General features: G+C 70.8%; 15 protein-coding genes and 2 pseudogenes. 14 read left to right on the top strand and 3 right to left on the bottom strand.

Annotated elements, in window-relative coordinates; all coding sequences use genetic code 11:
* The first annotated feature begins 19 nt into the window (after positions 1–19).
* A complete protein-coding gene (locus MCHLDSM_RS16850; RefSeq protein WP_048471094.1) occupies positions 20–2,017 on the top strand; it encodes an FUSC family protein in 1,998 nt (665 codons plus the stop codon).
* A 3-nt stretch (positions 2,018–2,020) separates the two neighbouring features.
* Here MCHLDSM_RS16850 and MCHLDSM_RS16855 read toward each other — a convergent pair whose 3' ends face one another.
* Positions 2,021–2,581, bottom strand: a complete 561-nt coding sequence (locus tag MCHLDSM_RS16855; protein ID WP_048471095.1) for a TetR/AcrR family transcriptional regulator — start codon at positions 2,579–2,581, stop codon at positions 2,021–2,023.
* Positions 2,582–2,675: 94 nt separating this feature from the next.
* Between MCHLDSM_RS16855 and MCHLDSM_RS16860 the strand changes: the two genes are divergently transcribed.
* From MCHLDSM_RS16860 to MCHLDSM_RS16895, 10 genes and pseudogenes are all read left to right on the top strand, one after another.
* Complete coding sequence (locus MCHLDSM_RS16860; protein ID WP_048471096.1) at positions 2,676–4,154, top strand: FAD-dependent monooxygenase; 1,479 nt, start codon at positions 2,676–2,678, stop codon at positions 4,152–4,154.
* A 102-nt stretch (positions 4,155–4,256) separates the two neighbouring features.
* Positions 4,257–4,883, top strand: a complete 627-nt coding sequence (locus MCHLDSM_RS16865; protein ID WP_048471097.1) for an NADPH-dependent F420 reductase — start codon at positions 4,257–4,259, stop codon at positions 4,881–4,883.
* A 47-nt stretch (positions 4,884–4,930) separates the two neighbouring features.
* Positions 4,931–5,503, top strand: a 573-nt coding sequence (locus tag MCHLDSM_RS39375) for a DUF222 domain-containing protein (RefSeq protein WP_048471189.1), incomplete at its 3' end; no start/stop codon positions are given.
* 31 nt (positions 5,504–5,534) lie between these two features.
* Positions 5,535–5,753, top strand: a 219-nt coding sequence (locus tag MCHLDSM_RS39380) for a DUF222 domain-containing protein (RefSeq protein WP_268781628.1), incomplete at its 3' end; no start/stop codon positions are given.
* 1 nt (position 5,754) lies between these two features.
* Positions 5,755–6,043: pseudogene (locus tag MCHLDSM_RS40440) on the top strand (DUF222 domain-containing protein); the annotation flags it as partial.
* A 1-nt stretch (position 6,044) separates the two neighbouring features.
* Positions 6,045–6,635, top strand: a pseudogene (locus MCHLDSM_RS38770) (HNH endonuclease signature motif containing protein); the annotation flags it as partial.
* Between the two features lie 80 nt (positions 6,636–6,715).
* On the top strand, positions 6,716–7,387 hold the full coding sequence (locus MCHLDSM_RS16880; protein ID WP_048471098.1) for a GntR family transcriptional regulator: 672 nt from the start codon (positions 6,716–6,718) through the stop codon (positions 7,385–7,387).
* Between the two features lie 57 nt (positions 7,388–7,444).
* Positions 7,445–8,848 carry an allophanate hydrolase gene (locus MCHLDSM_RS16885; RefSeq protein WP_048471099.1) on the top strand — a complete coding sequence of 468 codons (1,404 nt, stop codon included), beginning with the start codon at positions 7,445–7,447 and terminating at the stop codon, positions 8,846–8,848.
* Complete coding sequence (locus MCHLDSM_RS16890; RefSeq protein ID WP_048471100.1) at positions 8,845–9,534, top strand: cysteine hydrolase family protein; 690 nt, start codon at positions 8,845–8,847, stop codon at positions 9,532–9,534. Before MCHLDSM_RS16885 ends, MCHLDSM_RS16890 begins: the two co-directional genes overlap by 4 nt.
* 9 nt (positions 9,535–9,543) lie before the next feature.
* The gene (locus MCHLDSM_RS16895) at positions 9,544–11,127 is read left to right on the top strand and encodes a SulP family inorganic anion transporter (RefSeq protein ID WP_048471101.1); all 1,584 of its coding nucleotides are present in this window, start codon (positions 9,544–9,546) and stop codon (positions 11,125–11,127) included.
* 2 nt (positions 11,128–11,129) lie between these two features.
* Here the strand turns inward: MCHLDSM_RS16895 and MCHLDSM_RS16900 are convergent, their stop codons facing one another.
* Complete coding sequence (locus tag MCHLDSM_RS16900; protein ID WP_048471102.1) at positions 11,130–11,501, bottom strand: cupin domain-containing protein; 372 nt, start codon at positions 11,499–11,501, stop codon at positions 11,130–11,132.
* A 101-nt stretch (positions 11,502–11,602) separates the two neighbouring features.
* On the opposite strand from MCHLDSM_RS16900, the gene MCHLDSM_RS16905 reads away from it, so the two are divergent.
* From MCHLDSM_RS16905 to MCHLDSM_RS16915, 3 genes are read left to right on the top strand one after another with little or no spacing between them, the layout of a single operon-like run.
* A complete protein-coding gene (locus MCHLDSM_RS16905) occupies positions 11,603–13,279 on the top strand; it encodes a tetratricopeptide repeat protein (RefSeq protein ID WP_048471103.1) in 1,677 nt (558 codons plus the stop codon).
* Between the two features lie 9 nt (positions 13,280–13,288).
* A complete protein-coding gene (locus MCHLDSM_RS16910) occupies positions 13,289–13,768 on the top strand; it encodes a deaminase (protein WP_048471104.1) in 480 nt (159 codons plus the stop codon).
* On the top strand, positions 13,765–15,078 hold the full coding sequence (locus MCHLDSM_RS16915; RefSeq protein WP_048471105.1) for an alpha-amylase family protein: 1,314 nt from the start codon (positions 13,765–13,767) through the stop codon (positions 15,076–15,078). The genes MCHLDSM_RS16910 and MCHLDSM_RS16915 overlap by 4 nt, the downstream gene beginning before the upstream one ends.
* Before the next feature lie 24 nt (positions 15,079–15,102).
* Here MCHLDSM_RS16915 and MCHLDSM_RS16920 read toward each other — a convergent pair whose 3' ends face one another.
* The gene (locus MCHLDSM_RS16920) at positions 15,103–15,534 is read right to left on the bottom strand and encodes a DUF1810 domain-containing protein (protein ID WP_048471106.1); all 432 of its coding nucleotides are present in this window, start codon (positions 15,532–15,534) and stop codon (positions 15,103–15,105) included.
* Positions 15,535–15,663 lie beyond the last annotated feature (129 nt).

Genomic DNA, 15,663 nt, shown 5'->3' on the forward strand with positions numbered 1-15,663 from the left:
CCAGAATGGACGGGTGAGTATGGTCCCCGCGGTGCGGTCGGTGCTGCCGGAGGCGGCGCCGGTGCTGCGCAGCCTGGCGGCCGTCGTCGTCGCCGTCCTGGTGGCCGTGTCCTGGGGACCGCCGGGATCGGCGACCGCCGTCGCAGGAGCGGGGGCCGTCGCGGGTGCCGCCGCGCTGCAGGACCGTCCGCGCGGACGCATCCTGCGGGTGCTGTTCGTCTCGGCGCTGATGGGCGCGAGCGCGTTGCTGGGTGCCTCGACCTCGGTGCACTCCCCCGTGTTCATCGCCGCAGCCGGCGTGTGGTGCTTCACCGCGGGGCTGGCGTGGGCGCTGGGCGGCCATGCCGGGCTCATCGCCAGCGCGGCGGCGGCGCTGATGGTCGCCGCCGCCCCGGTGTCGCCGACGTGGGCGTCGACGCTCGGGGTGGCCGGCCTCGCCGTCGGCGCGGGCGCGCTGCAGGCCGTGGTCATCGCGGTCTGGCCGCCGCGGCGGTGGCGCATCCAGCACGACGCGCTCACCGCGGCCTACCGGGCGCTCGCCGCCGATGCCACCCGGCTCGCGGACCGGTCCGGCGAAGACGTTCTCGCCCATGCTGATTCGATGATCGCGTTGCGGGCGGTGTTCACCACCGCCACGGGCCCGACGACGCGCCATCCCGCCGACTACCGCCGGTGGTATCTCCTGCCCGAGCGCATCGGGACCGCCCTCACCGATGTCGCAGAGACCGGCGGCGGAGCCGACGTCCTCACCGCCGCGGGCGAGACGTTGACCGCGGTGGCCGACCCCCGCCGCGCCGCCCGCGAGGCGGCCGACGCCGCGCTGCGCCGACTCGACGACGCCGTGGCCGAACTGCCCGCCGCCGACGCGGCTGCCGGGCAACGGCTCTCGGCGCACCTGCACGAAGCGGCGGCGATGCGGCTCGGTGACTTCGTGCCGTCCTCGCCGGATGCGCTGCGCGTCCGGCGCCCCGATCTGCGGACGTCCGGCCGGGCCGCGGTCAGCCACCTGCGCGCCGAGATCGAGCCGCACTCCCCGGTGTTCCGGCACGCGGTGCGCCTGGGCGCTGCGGTGGCGACGGCGTGCGCGGCGGAGCGCTACACCGCGGTGGGCCACGGGGCGTGGATCGCCCTGACCGTGCTGATCGTGCTGCGCCCGGAGACCGCGCACACCTACACCCGGTGCGTGGGACGGACCGCCGGGGTGGCGCTGGGTGCGGCACTGGCCTCCACACTGCTGCTGATCGCCCGCCCGGCTCCGATGGTCACCGGCGTGCTGGCCGCTGCCGCCGTCGGCGGGGTGTACGCCGCGGCCCGCTACGGCTACCTCGCTCTGGCGGCGGCGTCGGCGGCCGCGATCACGCTGATCGTCGCGATCGACCGGCCGATCGCTTCGGCGACCCCCGCGGACCTGGTGATCGGCACGATGATCGGCGGTGCGCTCGCGGTGCTCGCCCACGTCGTGTTCCCCGACGACGCGCTGACCCGGCTCGCGCAGCGGGCGGGGGAACTGCTGAAGACCGAGATCGACTACGCCGCCACGGTCGTCAAGGTCTACCTGCACGAGCTCGACACCGCCACCGACGTCCGCGCCGCGGCCTGGGAGCGGACGTTCCGGGCGCGGGCGGCGTTCGAGGCGGCGGCCGGCGCGGCCCGGCTGGAGTCGCGCGAACAGCGGCACTGGCTGCGCTGCTACCGAGGCGTGCTGAACGCGATCACGAGTTCCTGCGCCACGCTCGAGACCAATCTGCCCGTCGACCCGTTCCCCGACTCCCACCGCGCGTTCCTGCACGCCGTCGACGAGTTCGTCGAGGCGCTGTGCGGGGAACCGCCCACGCCGACCGACCCCTGGACCGTCGACGCCGTCGAGTTGGCGGCGGCCGCGCAGCGGGTGCGGCGCACCGTCCCGGTGCAGGAGTCCGACGAGGGGTCCGCGCGGGTGCTGGTCGGTGAGATCGGTGCGATCACCCGGCACCTGTCCCTGATCGCCGCCACCCCCTGGCCGACCGCGCAGCGCTGAGGCTCACCCCGGCGGGGCGGGGCCGACGAGCAGCGTGCGGATCATCGGTCCGGCCCAGCCGATCACCTCGTCGTGCGACATCGCCTGCGCCGCAGGAGCTTCGAGCACGTAGCGAACCGTGGCCATCCCGATCACCAGCGATCCGATCATCGCCGCGCGCGACGCCGCGTGGTCCGGGGCGACCGCGGCGACCGTCGGCGCCACCTGGGTGGCGAACACCGTGCGCATCGTGGCCGCGGCCTCGGGGCTCGTCATCGCGGCGCGCAGCAGCGCGACGAACGTGGTGTCGGCCTCCCAGACCGCGAAGAACCGTTCGAGCAACGCGGTGGCCATCCTGTCGGGCGGCAACGTGCTCAGGTCCGGTAGGTGCAGCGTGAAATCGGCTGCAGCGGCGAACAATTGCTGTTTGCTGCCGAAGTAGCGGATCACCAGGGCCGCATCGACCCCGACATCGCCGGCGATCGCCCGCAGCGTGGTCCGCTCGTAGCCCTCCGCGCCGAAGCGTGCGCGGGCGGCGGCGAGGATGTCGGCGCGGGTGGCGTCGGCGTTGCGGGCTCGGCTCATGGCGACAGCATAAGTCACCGACTGTTGACATCGCCCGGAATCGGTCTATCGTCGAAGTCATCAGTTGTTGACTTAGCGCTTCGAGGAGACCCTCATGACCATCCCCGTCCTCATCGTCGGAGCCGGACCGTCGGGCCTGACCGCGGCCGTCGAACTGTCGCGCCTGGGTGTCGATGTCCGCATCGTGGACCGCGCGGTGCGGCCCTCCACGGAGTCGCGTGCGCTGGCCGTGCAGGCCCGCACGATGGAACTGCTGCGGGTCCGCGGCATCGGCGACGAGATGCTCGCGCTGGGCAATCAGGCCCGCGCCGCGGGACTGTACACCGGCGACCGCAAGCTGGCGCCCATCGAACTGCACCGCATGCCAAGCAGATTCAACTTCATCCTGATGCTCGCGCAGTCAGAGACCGAGCGGCTGCTGGCAGAACAGCTCGCGCGTCAGGGCGTCAAGGTCGAGCGCGGCGTCGAGGTGACGTCGGTGCGGCCGGGCGGCGACACCGTCGCGGTGACGCTGCGCGGGGCCGAGGGCGCCGAGGAGCGCGTCGAGGCGTCGTTCGTGATCGCCACCGACGGCCCGCGCAGCACTCTGCGCAAGACGCTCGGCGTGCCCTTCCCCGGCCGCACACTGCCGCAGGACTATGTGCTCGCCGATCTGCACATCGACGGCGACCTACCCGAGGACGAGGTGTCGATCTTCCTGGCCCGCGGTGGCTTCGTCGCGGTGTTCCCGATGGGGCGCGGCCGATTCCGGATGATGGCCACCGACCCCGACGGGCTCCTCGACGGCGACGCCGACCCGACAGCGGAGCAGATGCAACGGCTCTACGACCGCACCGTCGGCGTGCCCGCACGCCTGCACGACGTCAACTGGAGTTCGCGGTTCCGGATCAACAGCAGGCACGTGCCCACCATGCGGGCGGGCCGGGTGTTCCTGGGTGGCGACGCCGCGCACGTGCACAGCCCGGCCGGCGGGCAGGGGATGAACGTGGGCATCCAGGACATGGTGAACCTGTCCTGGAAGCTCGCGATGGTGCTCGACGGGCGGGCCCGGGCGGATCTGCTCGACACCTACTCCTCCGAGCGCCTGCCGGTGATCCGGACGGTGGTGCGGTTCACCGAGATCGGCACCCGCGTGTTCAACTCGACGAACCCCGTCCTGCACGCGCTGCGGATTCGTCTCGCGCCGAAAGCACTGGCCCGCAACGCTGTTCAGAATGCCGCTGCGGCGATGTTCGGGCAGGTGTCGGCCGGCTACCGCGGCGACGCGCTCGCCGAGGGCGGCGGCGGCGTGGGCGCGCTGCGGGCCGGCGACCGCGTGCCGGACGTCGGCGGCCTGTACGACGCGCTGGACCTGGGTGCGTTGACGTTGTTCACCGCCGGGCAGGCGATCGTGGACGTCGGGCGGTCCTGGGACGGTGTGGTGAGCGTGCGTGACGCGGCTGCACTGACTCCGGACGGGTGGCTGCTGGTTCGTCCCGACGGCTATCTCGCCGCGGCCGGCGGACCGGGCGACGCCGCGATGCTCGATCGCTGGCTCGAGCGGTGGTTCGTCCGGCCGGCGGTGACCATCTGACGCTTCTGTGAACGGATGGTTCTTCGCCGGATGGCAGGTCCGTGACAGTGCTATCAGGAGATGCGAATCCACGACCACCGGGTCGCCGGGCGAGGAGAACCCATGAGAATCGGCATCGTCGGCGCTGGGAATCTGGGCGTCGCCATCGGGAGTCGGCTCGCCGAGCGCGGACATCACATCACGATCAGCTTCGCGCGTACGCCGGACAAGGTTCAGGCGGCGGCCAACAGCATCGGGCACGACGCGTCGGGCGGGACGCCCAGGGAGGCGGTCCAGGATGCCGAGGTCGTGGTCCTGGCCACCCCGTGGACAGTGACGATCGAGACCGTGACTGAGCTCGCCGACGCGCTGGCGGGAAAAGTGTTGTGGGACACGACCAATCCGTTTGCCCCGACCATGGACGAGTTGCTCATCGGCACCAGCACGTCGGCCGGAGAGGAAGTCGCGGCGGCGGTACCGGGCGCGACGGTCGTCAAGGCCATCGCTCCGTTCGCCGAGGCTCTGACAGGCGCGTCGGTCGACGGCCCCCGGCCCACGGTGTTCGTCTGCGGCGACGAAGACGAGGCGCGCCGGACGGTGGCGTCCCTCGTCGGCGACCTCGATGCCGACCCGGTGGACGCAGGTCCGTTGAAACTCGCTCGGTTCACCGAACCCGCGGGAATGCTGGTCACCAACCTCGCCTACGTCAGAGGACTCGGCGCGGGCATCGCGCTCGTTCTTCACCGCTGACCGGACGGCACCGAGATTTGTCGGCGGTTCGAACTAGTGTTCGATGTATGGGTGAAGTCGCGAGCGCAGTGGAGGCGATCCGGTCGCAGATCGCGATGCTGCACGACACCTGCGACACCCTGACCCACCGCGAGCTCGTGGAGCTTTTGGCGGAGGTGACGACCGTGCTGCGCAGCGTCCCGGCGCTGGAGCATCGGGTGCTGGCGCGGCTGACCGCCGAGACCGAACCGCGCCGGTTGGGTGAGTCGTCGTGGAAGACGGTGCTCACGACCGCGCTGCGGGTCTCTGATCGTGAGGCCAAACGGCGGCTGGAGCACGCCGCTTCTTTGGGCCCGCGCCAAGCGATCAGCGGGGAGCCGTTGGCGCCGGTGTGGGAGGCCACCGCCGCCGCGCAGGCCAGTGGCGCCCTGGATGCTGAGCATGTGGCGGTGATCGCGACCTTTCATGACAAGCTGCCCTCGTGGGTGGATGTGGGCACCCGCGCCGCCGCGGACCGCCAGTTGGCCTCGGTGGGTGCGGGCCTGAAGCCCGAGGACTTGAAGAAGGCAGCCGAGCGGTTGGCGGCGAAGATCGATCAGGACGGTCCCGAACCCACCGACGCCGAACGCGCCCGCCGCCGCNCCCGAGGACTTGAAGAAGGCAGCCGAGCGGTTGGCGGCGAAGATCGATCAGGACGGTCCCGAACCCACCGACGCCGAACGCGCCCGCCGCCGCGCCGTCACCCTGGGAGAGCAGCAGGCCGACGGGATGAGCAAGCTGTCGGGCTGGGTCACCCCGGAATGGCGGGCGGTCTATGAAGCCCTCGAGGCCAAACTCGCCGCCCCCGGCGCCTGCAACCCCGACGACGACACCCCCTGCATCGACGGCCAANCCGGAATGGCGGGCGGTCTATGAAGCCCTCGAGGCCAAACTCGCCGCCCCCGGCGCCTGCAACCCCGACGACGACACCCCCTGCATCGACGGCCAACCCGACGAGCAGCAGCGCCGCGCTGACACCCGCAGTCCCGCGCAGCGTCGCCACGACGCCTGGCTCGCGGTCGGCCGGATGGCGCTGTGCTCCGGGGAGCTGGGCCAGCACAACGGATTACCCGTCACCGTCATCGTCTCCACGACCTTGCAGGAGTTGGAGAAGGGGGCGGGGGTGGCGGTCACCGGCGGCGNGCGCAGCGTCGCCACGACGCCTGGCTCGCGGTCGGCCGGATGGCGCTGTGCTCCGGGGAGCTGGGCCAGCACAACGGATTACCCGTCACCGTCATCGTCTCCACGACTCTGCAGGAGTTGGAGAAGGGTGCGGGAGTGGCCGTCACCGGCGGCGGCTCCCTGTTGCCGATGGGTGATCTGATCCGGATGGCCTCGCACGCGTTCCACTATCTGGCGGTGTTCGATCACCACACCAACCAAGCCCTCTACCTCGGCCGCACCAAACGCATCGCCTCGCCGGCGCAACGGATCGTGCTGCACGCCCGTGACCGCGGCTGCACCCGCCCGGGTTGCACCGTGCCCGGCTACTGGTGCCAGGTCCATCACCTCACCGACTGGAAAAACGGCGGACGCACCGACGTCGACACCACGACCCTGGCCTGCGGCCCGGAAAACCGAATGATCGAGACCACCAAGTGGACCACCCACCGAAACCCCAAAGGCCAAACCGAATGGATCCCCCCACCCGACCTCGACACCGGCCAACACCGCGTCAACGGCTACCACCACCCCGAACGCCACCTCCTACCCGAAGACGACAATGGTCCATAGCCGTTGTGGCGCAGAATGTTTCGTACCACCTCCGGGGCTCTCCCTGCACGTACCGGAATATGTTCCTACCATTGTGTGCCATGGCAGCGCCGAGGGAGGGACCGTCGCGGATGGCGCTGCCCGCGACTCTGGTCGAAGTGGCCGGGCACCGGCTGCGCGACGCGATCCTGTCCGGTCAGCTCGTGCCCGGCCAGAAGATCGTCGAGGAGCAACTGTGTGCCGACCTCGGCATCAGCCGCGCACCCCTGCGCGAAGCGCTGCGCCTGCTGGCGCAGCAGGGGCTGGTCGAGCATCTCCCCCGCCGCGGATCGCGGGTGGCCGACTGGTCCCCGACGGACATCCTGCAGCTGTTCGAACTGCGCCACGTCCTGGAACGGCACGCCATCGAAACCGCGCTGCCACTGCCCGATCCACAGAACGATCTCGAGCCGGTCCGGACGGCGTTGGACCGGATGGACCACGCGCAGGACGCGCTGGACCGCGACGACGCCCACCGGGCGTTCCACGCCGCCGTCGTGACGCTCGCCGACAACCGCCAACTGGACTTCGCGCTGGCGCCCATCCTGCTCAAACTGCAGCTGCCGATGGCGAAGAACCTGCGGGAAGAAGCCCGCCAGCGTGACCCCGAGGACGGAATCGGGCGGCACCGCGCGATTCTCGCGGCGCTCGAGACCAACGACGCGGCCGTGGTCGTCGCGGCGCTGCGCGACCACGGCCAACTCGACTACCTCGGCCTGCCCGACGAGCGCTAACACAAACGACACACAGCCGACCCGCGATCGCCACGATTCTGTCGACAATCGACAGACATGCGCACCGAAACCCACGGACCGTCGGTCGGACCATCCGTCGCCGAGATCCTGGCCTCGCATGCCGGCGGCACCGGCTCGCCCGCCAAGACGGCGGCCCGGGTCGCCGACGCGATCGCCGCCCGCGGCGATGACGGCACCTGGCTGTCGACCGTCCCGCGCGCGCAGTTGATCGCCGCAGCCGAAGCCATCGAACGCCGCCCCGGCGCCCGCACGCTGCCGCTCTACGGCGTCCCGTTCGGCGTGAAGGACAGCATCGACGTGGCCGGCGTCCCGACCACGCTTTCCTGCCCGGACTACGCCTACACCGCCACAGCGACCGCGCCCGCGGTGCAGCGCCTGCTCGACGCCGGAGCGCTCTACGTCGGCAAGACCAACCTCGACCAGTTCGCCACCGGCCTCAACGGCACCCGCACCCCGCACACCATCCCGCGCAGCGTGTACGGCGGCGAGATGATCTCGGGCGGCTCGAGTTCCGGTTCCGCGCTCGCCGTGGCACTGGGCCAGGTGCCGTTCGCCGTCGCCACCGACACCGCCGGCTCCGGCCGGGTACCCGCCGCACTCAACGGCATCATCGGCATCAAACCCTCGCGCGGCCTGATCAGCACCGTCGGACTGGTACCGGCGTGCAAATCCCTGGACTGCCTGACCGTGATGGCCGGCTGCATCGACGACGCCGACCGGGTGCTCGACGTGATGATCGCCCGCGACGACGGCGACCCCTGGTCGCGCGACCGCGGCCCCCGCTACGCCGGTGAACCGCTGCGCATCGGCCTCCCCGCCGCCACCGAACTCGAGTTCTTCGGCGACGACGCCATGCGGGGCGCACACCTGGCCTTCCGCGAGCACCTCGCCCGCACCCACAGCGTCGTCGACGTGTCCCTCGACCCGTTCCTGGCCGCCGGGGCGCTGCTCTACCAGGGCCCCTGGGTCGCCGAACGCCTGGTCGAGTTCGCCGGTTTCCTTGCTGCCCAGCCGGAGTCGATCCACCCCGTGGTGCGGGAGATCTTCGCGGGCGGACACCGCTACACCGCCGTCGACGCGTTCGCCGCCCTGCAGCGGCTCCAGGAGCTCAAGGCCGAGGTGAGCAGGCTGTGGAGACAGATGGACCTGCTGATCCTCCCCACCATCGGCACCACCTTCACCGTCGAGCAGGTGCTCGCCGCACCCATCGACACCAACACCATGCTCGGCCACTACACCCACTTCGGCAATCTGCTCGACCTGTGCGCCGCGGCGATCCCCGTCGGCGCCACCGCCGACGGAAGGCCCTGCAGCGCCATGCTTCTCGGACCGGCGCTGGCCGACGACACCGTCCTGCACCTCGCCGCGCAGCTCCTCGACGAACCGCGCCTCGCCCCGTCTCACTCCCCCGTCCCCGTCCCCACCGAGGAGCTGCTGTGAACCCGATCCCCGTCGCCGCGGAACCGGCGCCGTTCCCGCTCGTCGCGGGCAAGACCGCCCTGATCGTCATCGACATGCAGCGCGACTTCCTGCTCCCCGGCGGATTCGGCGAGAGCCTCGGCAACGACGTCGAGCGTCTGCGCACGGTGGTGCCGCCGCTGTCGGCACTGCTCGGCGCCGCACGGGCGGCCGGCATCACGGTGATCCACACCCGCGAAGGGCACCGCCCCGACCTGTCCGACTGCCCGCCGGCCAAATTGCAGCGCGGCGCGCCGTCGAAGCGCATCGGCGACCCCGGCACCTACGGCCGCATCCTGATCCGCGGCGAGTACGGCCACGACATCATCGACGAACTCGCCCCGCTCGAGGGTGAGGTCGTCATCGACAAGCCCGGCAAGGGCGCGTTCTACGGCACCGATCTGTCCGACGTGCTGACCGGTGCGGGCATCACGCAACTGCTGATCACCGGTGTCACCACCGAGGTCTGCGTGCACACCACCACACGCGAGGCCAACGACCGCGGCTACGAATGCCTGGTCGTCTCCGATTGCGTCGGTTCGTATTTCCCCGAGTTCCACCGTGTCGGCCTGCAGATGGTCACCGCGCAGGGCGGCATCTTCGGCTGGGTCGCCGACAGCGCCGCCGTCATCCCCGCACTGCACCAACTCACCACCACGGCCGCCTGAGGAGACCCGATGAGTACCGACGTCACCACCCCCGCACCCGCCGAGAAGACCGCCGCCGTCGCGTGGTGGACCCGCGGGGACCTCAACGCGTTCTTCGGCCTCGGCTTCAACATCCTGGTCAACGTCCTGACGCTGACCGGCCTGATGATCGCCGTGATCAAGGTGCCTGCCGGCGACGTGCTCGGCACCGTGCTGCCCGCACTCGGCGTCGCATTGATCCTCGGCAACCTGTACTACACGTTCCTGGCGCGCCGACTGGCCAAGCGGGAGAACCGCTCCGACGTCACCGCGCTGCCCTACGGGCCCAGCGTGCCGCACATGTTCATCGTGGTCTTCGTCGTGATGCTTCCGGTCTATCTCAACACCGACGACGCGATGCGCGCCTGGGAGGCGGGGCTGGCCTGGGCGTTCATGATCGGCGTGATCGTGATGATCGGTGCGTTCGTCGGCCCGCACATCCGCCGCCTCACCCCGCGTGCGGCAATGCTCGGCACCCTGGCAGGGATCTCGATCACGTTCATCTCCATGCGGCCCGCCGCGCAGATGTGGGAGGCCGCGTGGATCGGCCTGCCCGTGCTCGCGATCATCCTGATCGGCTTCTTCACCGATGTGAAGCTGCCGTTCGGTATCCCGGTGGGTCTGGCCGCGCTGCTCGTCGGCACCGCGATCGGCTGGATCGGCGGGTTCATGTCGGCACCGGATGTGGGACAGGCCGTGTCCGATATCGCGATCGGCGTGCCGGATCTGCGCGTCGACATGCTGTTCGCGGGGCTGTCGAACCTGGCGCCGCTGCTGGGCACCGCGATTCCCCTGGGGGTCTACAACTTCACCGAGGCGATGAGCAACGTCGAGAGCGCCGCGGCCGCCGGGGACAACTACAACCTGCGCAGCGTGCTACTCGCCGACGGCGCCGGTGCGGTGGTCGGTTCCGCGTTCGGCTCCCCGTTCCCGCCCGCCGTCTACATCGGGCACCCGGGCTGGAAGGACGCCGGCGGCCGGGCCGGCTACTCGCTGGCCAGCGGTGTGGTCATCGGAATCCTCTGCTTCCTCGGCCTTTTCGGGGTGCTCGACGCGCTGCTACCGGTACCGGCGATCGTGCCGATCCTGCTGTACATCGGGCTGCTGATCGGTGCGCAGGCCTTCCAGGCGGTACCGCGGCTGCACGCCATCGCCGTGGTGGCCGCGATCCTGCCCAACCTGGCCCAATGGGCCAGCGGCCTGATCGACAACGCGCTCAACGCCGCCGGCACGTCCGCCGCACAGGTCGGGATGGACGCGCTCGGCAATGCCGGCGTGGTCTACGAGGGACTGCAGACCCTCGGCGAGGGAGCGGTCCTCGTCGGCCTGATCCTCGGCACGATGGTGACCTTCATCCTGGAGAAGAAGTTCCGGTACGCCGCCATCGCGTCGGCGGTGGGCGCGGTGCTGTCGTTCATCGGCCTGATCCATGCGCCCGAGGTGTCCTGGGCCGCGAATCCGCAAGTGGCGCTGGGGTATGCGCTCTTCGGTGTGGTCTGCCAGCTGTACTCGCTGCTGCCCGGCGCGAAAGAGCCGGTGCTGGTCGACGAAGCCGACATCGTGGCGGGTCACTGACCTCAATCCGCGACGAACGGCACCACCGCGTTCTTGCCGAGCCTGACGTACATCCGCCGCCACGGGTCGGCCCCCTCGAGACGCCACTGGTGGCCCGAGCCGGTGGTGTCCTCGGCGAGCAGGACGTCGCCGGGCGCCAGCAGGAACTGCTCGCCGTCGCGGGTGATGAACTGCAGCGTCCCGGCCAGCGTCACGACGAGTTGGCGCACCGGCGCCGTGTGCCAGGCCAGGGTGCCGCCCGCTGCGGTCTCCTCCACGGTCACCTCGGTCGCCGCGAACGTCGTCGACACCAGGTCGTCGTTGCGCCCGGGTGTCATGTCGAGCCGTCCGATCTGCACGTGGGACGCGTCGTCGTCCCCGGTCCACAACCGCACGCAACGGGATCATGCGCGCCACGGTAGCGGGCGGAGCCGACCGGCGTCACTCCTGCTCGGAGTCCTCGCCACCGCCGCGCGGCTGAATTATCGTGCCGGGTATGAGCGCATCCCCCGACGTGGTCGGGCAGACCGAGCCGTACTACGACCTCGGCTCCTATCATCGGCCGACGGACAGCCCCTCGCAGGACGCCCGGGTCTGGTTCGACCGGGGCATGGTGTGGGCCTACGCCTTCAACCACGAGGAGGCCATCGCCTGCTTCGAGCGCGCGCTCGACCTCGACCCCGACTTCGCGCTCGCCCGCTGGGGCATCGCGTATGCGATCGGACCGAACTACAACAAGGCGTGGGAGGCCTTCGATCCCGTCGACCTGGCGGCGTCGGTGGCCCGCGCGCGCAGCGAGCTAGCACTGGCAGCCCGCGGGCGCGCGTCGGCGGTCGAACGCGGACTCATCGAGGCGCTGACCGCGCGCTTCCCCACCGACGATCCCGAGGACACCGACGCGCTGCAGGCCGGCCACACCGCCTACGCCGACGCGATGACCGTACTGGCACGCGCCCATCCCGACGACGTCGACGTCGCGGCCCTGACCGCCGACGCGCTGGTCAACATCACCGCGTGGGCGCTCTGGGACAGCCGCACCGGTGAACCGGCACCCGGGTCGCGGGTGCTCGAGGCCACGGCGATCCTCGACGCCGCACTGGCCACCCCGGCCGGCCGCGCCCATCCCGGCATCCTGCACCTGTATCTGCACACCATGGAGATGTCGGCCACTCCGGAGGTGGCGCTGCCTGCGGCCGACCTGTTGCGCGGGCTGGTCCCCGACGCCGGCCATCTGCAGCACATGCCCAGCCACATCGACGTGCTGTGCGGCAACTACCACGATTCGATCGTCGCGAATGTGGCTGCCGTCCAGGTGGATCGGCGTTTCGTCGAGCGGTCCGGGCCGCTGAACTTCTACTCGCTCTACCGCGCGCACAACCTGCACTTCGTGGTGTACTCGGCGATGTTCGAGGGCAACGCGGCGACCGCGCTGCGCGCCGCCGATGAACTCGCCGAGCAACTGACCCCCGACCTGCTGGCCATCACGTCCCCGCCGATGGCCGACTGGCTGGAGGCGTTCGTGCCGCTGCGCACCCATGTGCTGGTGCGGTTCGGCCGCTGGGACGATCTGATCGCGACCGCGCTACCCGACGATCCCGCGCTCTACTGCACCACCGCGACGACCATCCACTACGGCCGCGGCGTCGCCTACGCCGCCACCGGCCGGCTCGCCGAAGCGCGCGCCGAGCGGGAGGCCTTCGCGCAGGCCTACGCGCGGATCCCGGAGAGCCGCTATCTGTTCAACAACACCAGCCGGGACATCCTCGCCGTCGCCGAAGCCATGCTGGACGGTGAGATCGCCTACCGGGCAGGGGAATTCGAGGAGGCATTCGCGCATCTGCGGCGCGCGATCGCGCTGGACGACGGGTTGCCCTATGACGAGCCGTGGGGATGGATGCAGCCCACCCGGCACGCCTACGGTGCGCTGCTGCTCGAGCAGGGCCGGGTGGAGGAGGCGGCACAGGTCTATGCCGCCGACCTCGGGCTGGACCCGACCCTGGCGCGCTCGTGCCAGCATCCGGGCAACGTGTGGAGCCTGCACGGCTACCACGAGTGCCTGACGCGGCTCGGCCGCACCGCCGAGGCAGAGATCATCGGCAGGCAGTTGGCGCTGGCCGCCGCGCGCGCCGACGTGCCGATCCGCGCGTCCTGTGCGTGCCGGCTCGATGCGTAGACTGCCGCTGTGTCTGTCCGTGCCGCCGACGTCGAGTACCTGCGACGCTGCGCGGCGCTGGCCGCCCAGGCGGTCGAGGCCGGGGACGAGCCGTTCGGGTCGCTGCTCGTGGACCCCGACGGCGTGGTGCGCTTCGAGGACCACAACCACGTCGCCGGCGGTGACGCCACCCGTCATCCGGAGCTGGCGATCGCGCTGTGGGCCGTCGAGCACCTGAGCCCGCAGCAGCGCGCTGCGTCCACCGTCTACACCTCCGGTGAGCACTGCCCGATGTGCGCGGCGGCGCACGCCTGGGTGGGTCTGGGCCGCATCGTCTACGCGGCCTCGTCGGCCCAGCTGACCCAGTGGCTGCGCGAGTGGGACGCGCCGGCCCCGCCGGTGGCCGCCCTGCCGATCACCACGGTCGCGCCCGGTGTGCCCGTCGACGGGCCGGCGCCCGAACTGACCGAGACCATGAAAGCGTTGTACGAGAGGGCGTTTCGACCATGAGTGAGCCGGACTGGGTCGAGCACGCCCTGTGGTGGCAGGTGTATCCGCTGGGATTCGTGGGCGCCCATCCGGCCGATCCCGCGCCCGGGCCCGAGGAGCACCGCCTGCGACGACTGGTCGACTGGCTGGACTACGCGCAGGAACTCGGCGCCTCCGGCCTGGCCCTGGGCCCGGTGTTCGCGTCCCAGACCCACGGCTACGACACCACCGACCACTACCGCATCGACGGCCGACTCGGTGACGACGGCGACTTCGACCACCTCGTCGCCGAAGCCCACGGGCGCGGACTGCGGATCCTGCTCGACGGCGTGTTCAACCACGTGGGCACCGACTTCCCCCGCTACCGCGATGCGCTCGCCGGCGGCGACCGGTCCTGGTTCCGGGTACGCGGCGACGAATTCGCGACGTTCGAGGGCCACGGCGGCCTGATCGCGCTGAACCACCGCGCGGGCGAGGTGGTCGACTACGTCGTCGACGTGATGTGCCACTGGCTCGACCGCGGCGCCGACGGGTGGCGATTGGACGCCGCCTACGCGGTGCCCGACCGGTTCTGGGCCCAGGTGCTCCCCCGGGTGCGGGAACGGCATCCGCAGGCGTGGTTCGTCGGCGAGGTGATCCATGGTGACTACTCGGCGCGGGTCCGCGATTCCGGCTTCGACTCCGTCACCCAGTACGAATTGTGGAAGGCGATCTGGAGCAGCCTCAACGACGCGAACCTGCACGAGCTCGACTGGGCGCTCAAGCGGCACAACGAGTTTCTCGACGTGTTCGTGCCGTTGACGTTCATCGGCAATCACGACGTGACCCGGATCGCGAGCAAGCTGGACAATCCCGCCCACGTGGAGCATGCGCTGGTGGTGCTGCTGACCACCGGCGGAACCCCCAGCATCTACGCCGGCGACGAAGTGGCCTACCGCGGGATCAAGGAGGAGCGGTTCGGCGGTGACGACGCGGTGCGGCCCGAATTCGGTTCTCCCCATGAGGGAGTCGGCGAGCACGGGCAACAGGTGTTCCGTGCCCACCAGCACCTGATCGGGCTGCGTCGCCGCCACCCCTGGCTGCACACCGCCCGGACCGCGCCGCTGCAGGTGACCAACGAAGGCTACGTCTATGCGTCGCGCGGCGGCTCGGACGCCGGCGACACGCTCGTCGTCGCCCTGAACGTCGGCGACGAACCCCTGCCTGTGGCCCTGACGGAGTTCGGATTCGAATCCGGTGACGTGGTGGCCGGTTCCGGCGCGCCCCCGGCCGAGCGGATCGTCGAGACCACGGTGCCGCCGCACGGCTGGCTCGTGATAGCCCCGAGCTGAGTCCAGACTGAGCCCCGAGCTGACTCAGCCCAGCAGCCGCAGCGTCGCGTCGTCCGGTTCCCCGTCGTAGAACGCGTCGAGAACCTCGGTGAAGACCGGGTCATCACCGGCCTGGGCGAACAGCGTCATCGACGAGCGCACCTTCAGGTCGTCGGGGTAGCCCAGGATCTGCCGGGCCGTGCCGCCCCGGTGGGCGGCCAGCAGGCGGGCGCACTCCTGCAGCCGCGGCCCGAGCACCGGATGCGCCAGGTAGGCCTGCGCCTCGGCCAGGGAGCCCAGGCCGAAGCGCTGCGCCGTTGCGCTGTGGCCGAGCCCGCGCAGCTGCGGGAACACGAACCAGATCCAATGGCTGCGTTTGGCTCCCGCGCGCAGTTCGGCCAGCACCGTCGGATAGACGCCGGACTGGGCGTCGACGAAGCGCTGCAGGTCGAACGGGTCGTCGTCAGAGGTGCTCATCTCGGAACCGAGTGTGGCAGGTGGGAGCGTTGATCACTGCGCCGAGTCGTAATCGTTAGCCAACCGCGACCGCGAATCGCTGTGTCGGACAGCCGATCGGGCAATCAGAGCGTGTTCCATGACGACTGC

The organism is Mycolicibacterium chlorophenolicum (assembly GCF_001044235.1).
GTDB classification, from domain to species: Bacteria; Actinomycetota; Actinomycetes; order Mycobacteriales; family Mycobacteriaceae; genus Mycobacterium; species Mycobacterium chlorophenolicum.

Bases quoted from the DNA above. Each gene is read 5' to 3' on its own strand.
- MCHLDSM_RS16850 (WP_048471094.1), top strand. From the start codon at position 20: ATGGTCCCCGCGGTGCGGTCGGTGCTGCCGGAGGCGGCGCCGGTGCTG.
- MCHLDSM_RS16855 (WP_048471095.1), bottom strand. From the start codon at position 2,581: ATGAGCCGAGCCCGCAACGCCGACGCCACCCGCGCCGACATCCTCGCC.
- MCHLDSM_RS16860 (WP_048471096.1), top strand. From the start codon at position 2,676: ATGACCATCCCCGTCCTCATCGTCGGAGCCGGACCGTCGGGCCTGACC.
- MCHLDSM_RS16865 (WP_048471097.1), top strand. From the start codon at position 4,257: ATGAGAATCGGCATCGTCGGCGCTGGGAATCTGGGCGTCGCCATCGGG.
- MCHLDSM_RS16880 (WP_048471098.1), top strand. From the start codon at position 6,716: ATGGCAGCGCCGAGGGAGGGACCGTCGCGGATGGCGCTGCCCGCGACT.
- MCHLDSM_RS16885 (WP_048471099.1), top strand. From the start codon at position 7,445: ATGCGCACCGAAACCCACGGACCGTCGGTCGGACCATCCGTCGCCGAG.
- MCHLDSM_RS16895 (WP_048471101.1), top strand. From the start codon at position 9,544: ATGAGTACCGACGTCACCACCCCCGCACCCGCCGAGAAGACCGCCGCC.
- MCHLDSM_RS16905 (WP_048471103.1), top strand. From the start codon at position 11,603: ATGAGCGCATCCCCCGACGTGGTCGGGCAGACCGAGCCGTACTACGAC.
- MCHLDSM_RS16915 (WP_048471105.1), top strand. From the start codon at position 13,765: ATGAGTGAGCCGGACTGGGTCGAGCACGCCCTGTGGTGGCAGGTGTAT.
- MCHLDSM_RS16920 (WP_048471106.1), bottom strand. From the start codon at position 15,534: ATGAGCACCTCTGACGACGACCCGTTCGACCTGCAGCGCTTCGTCGAC.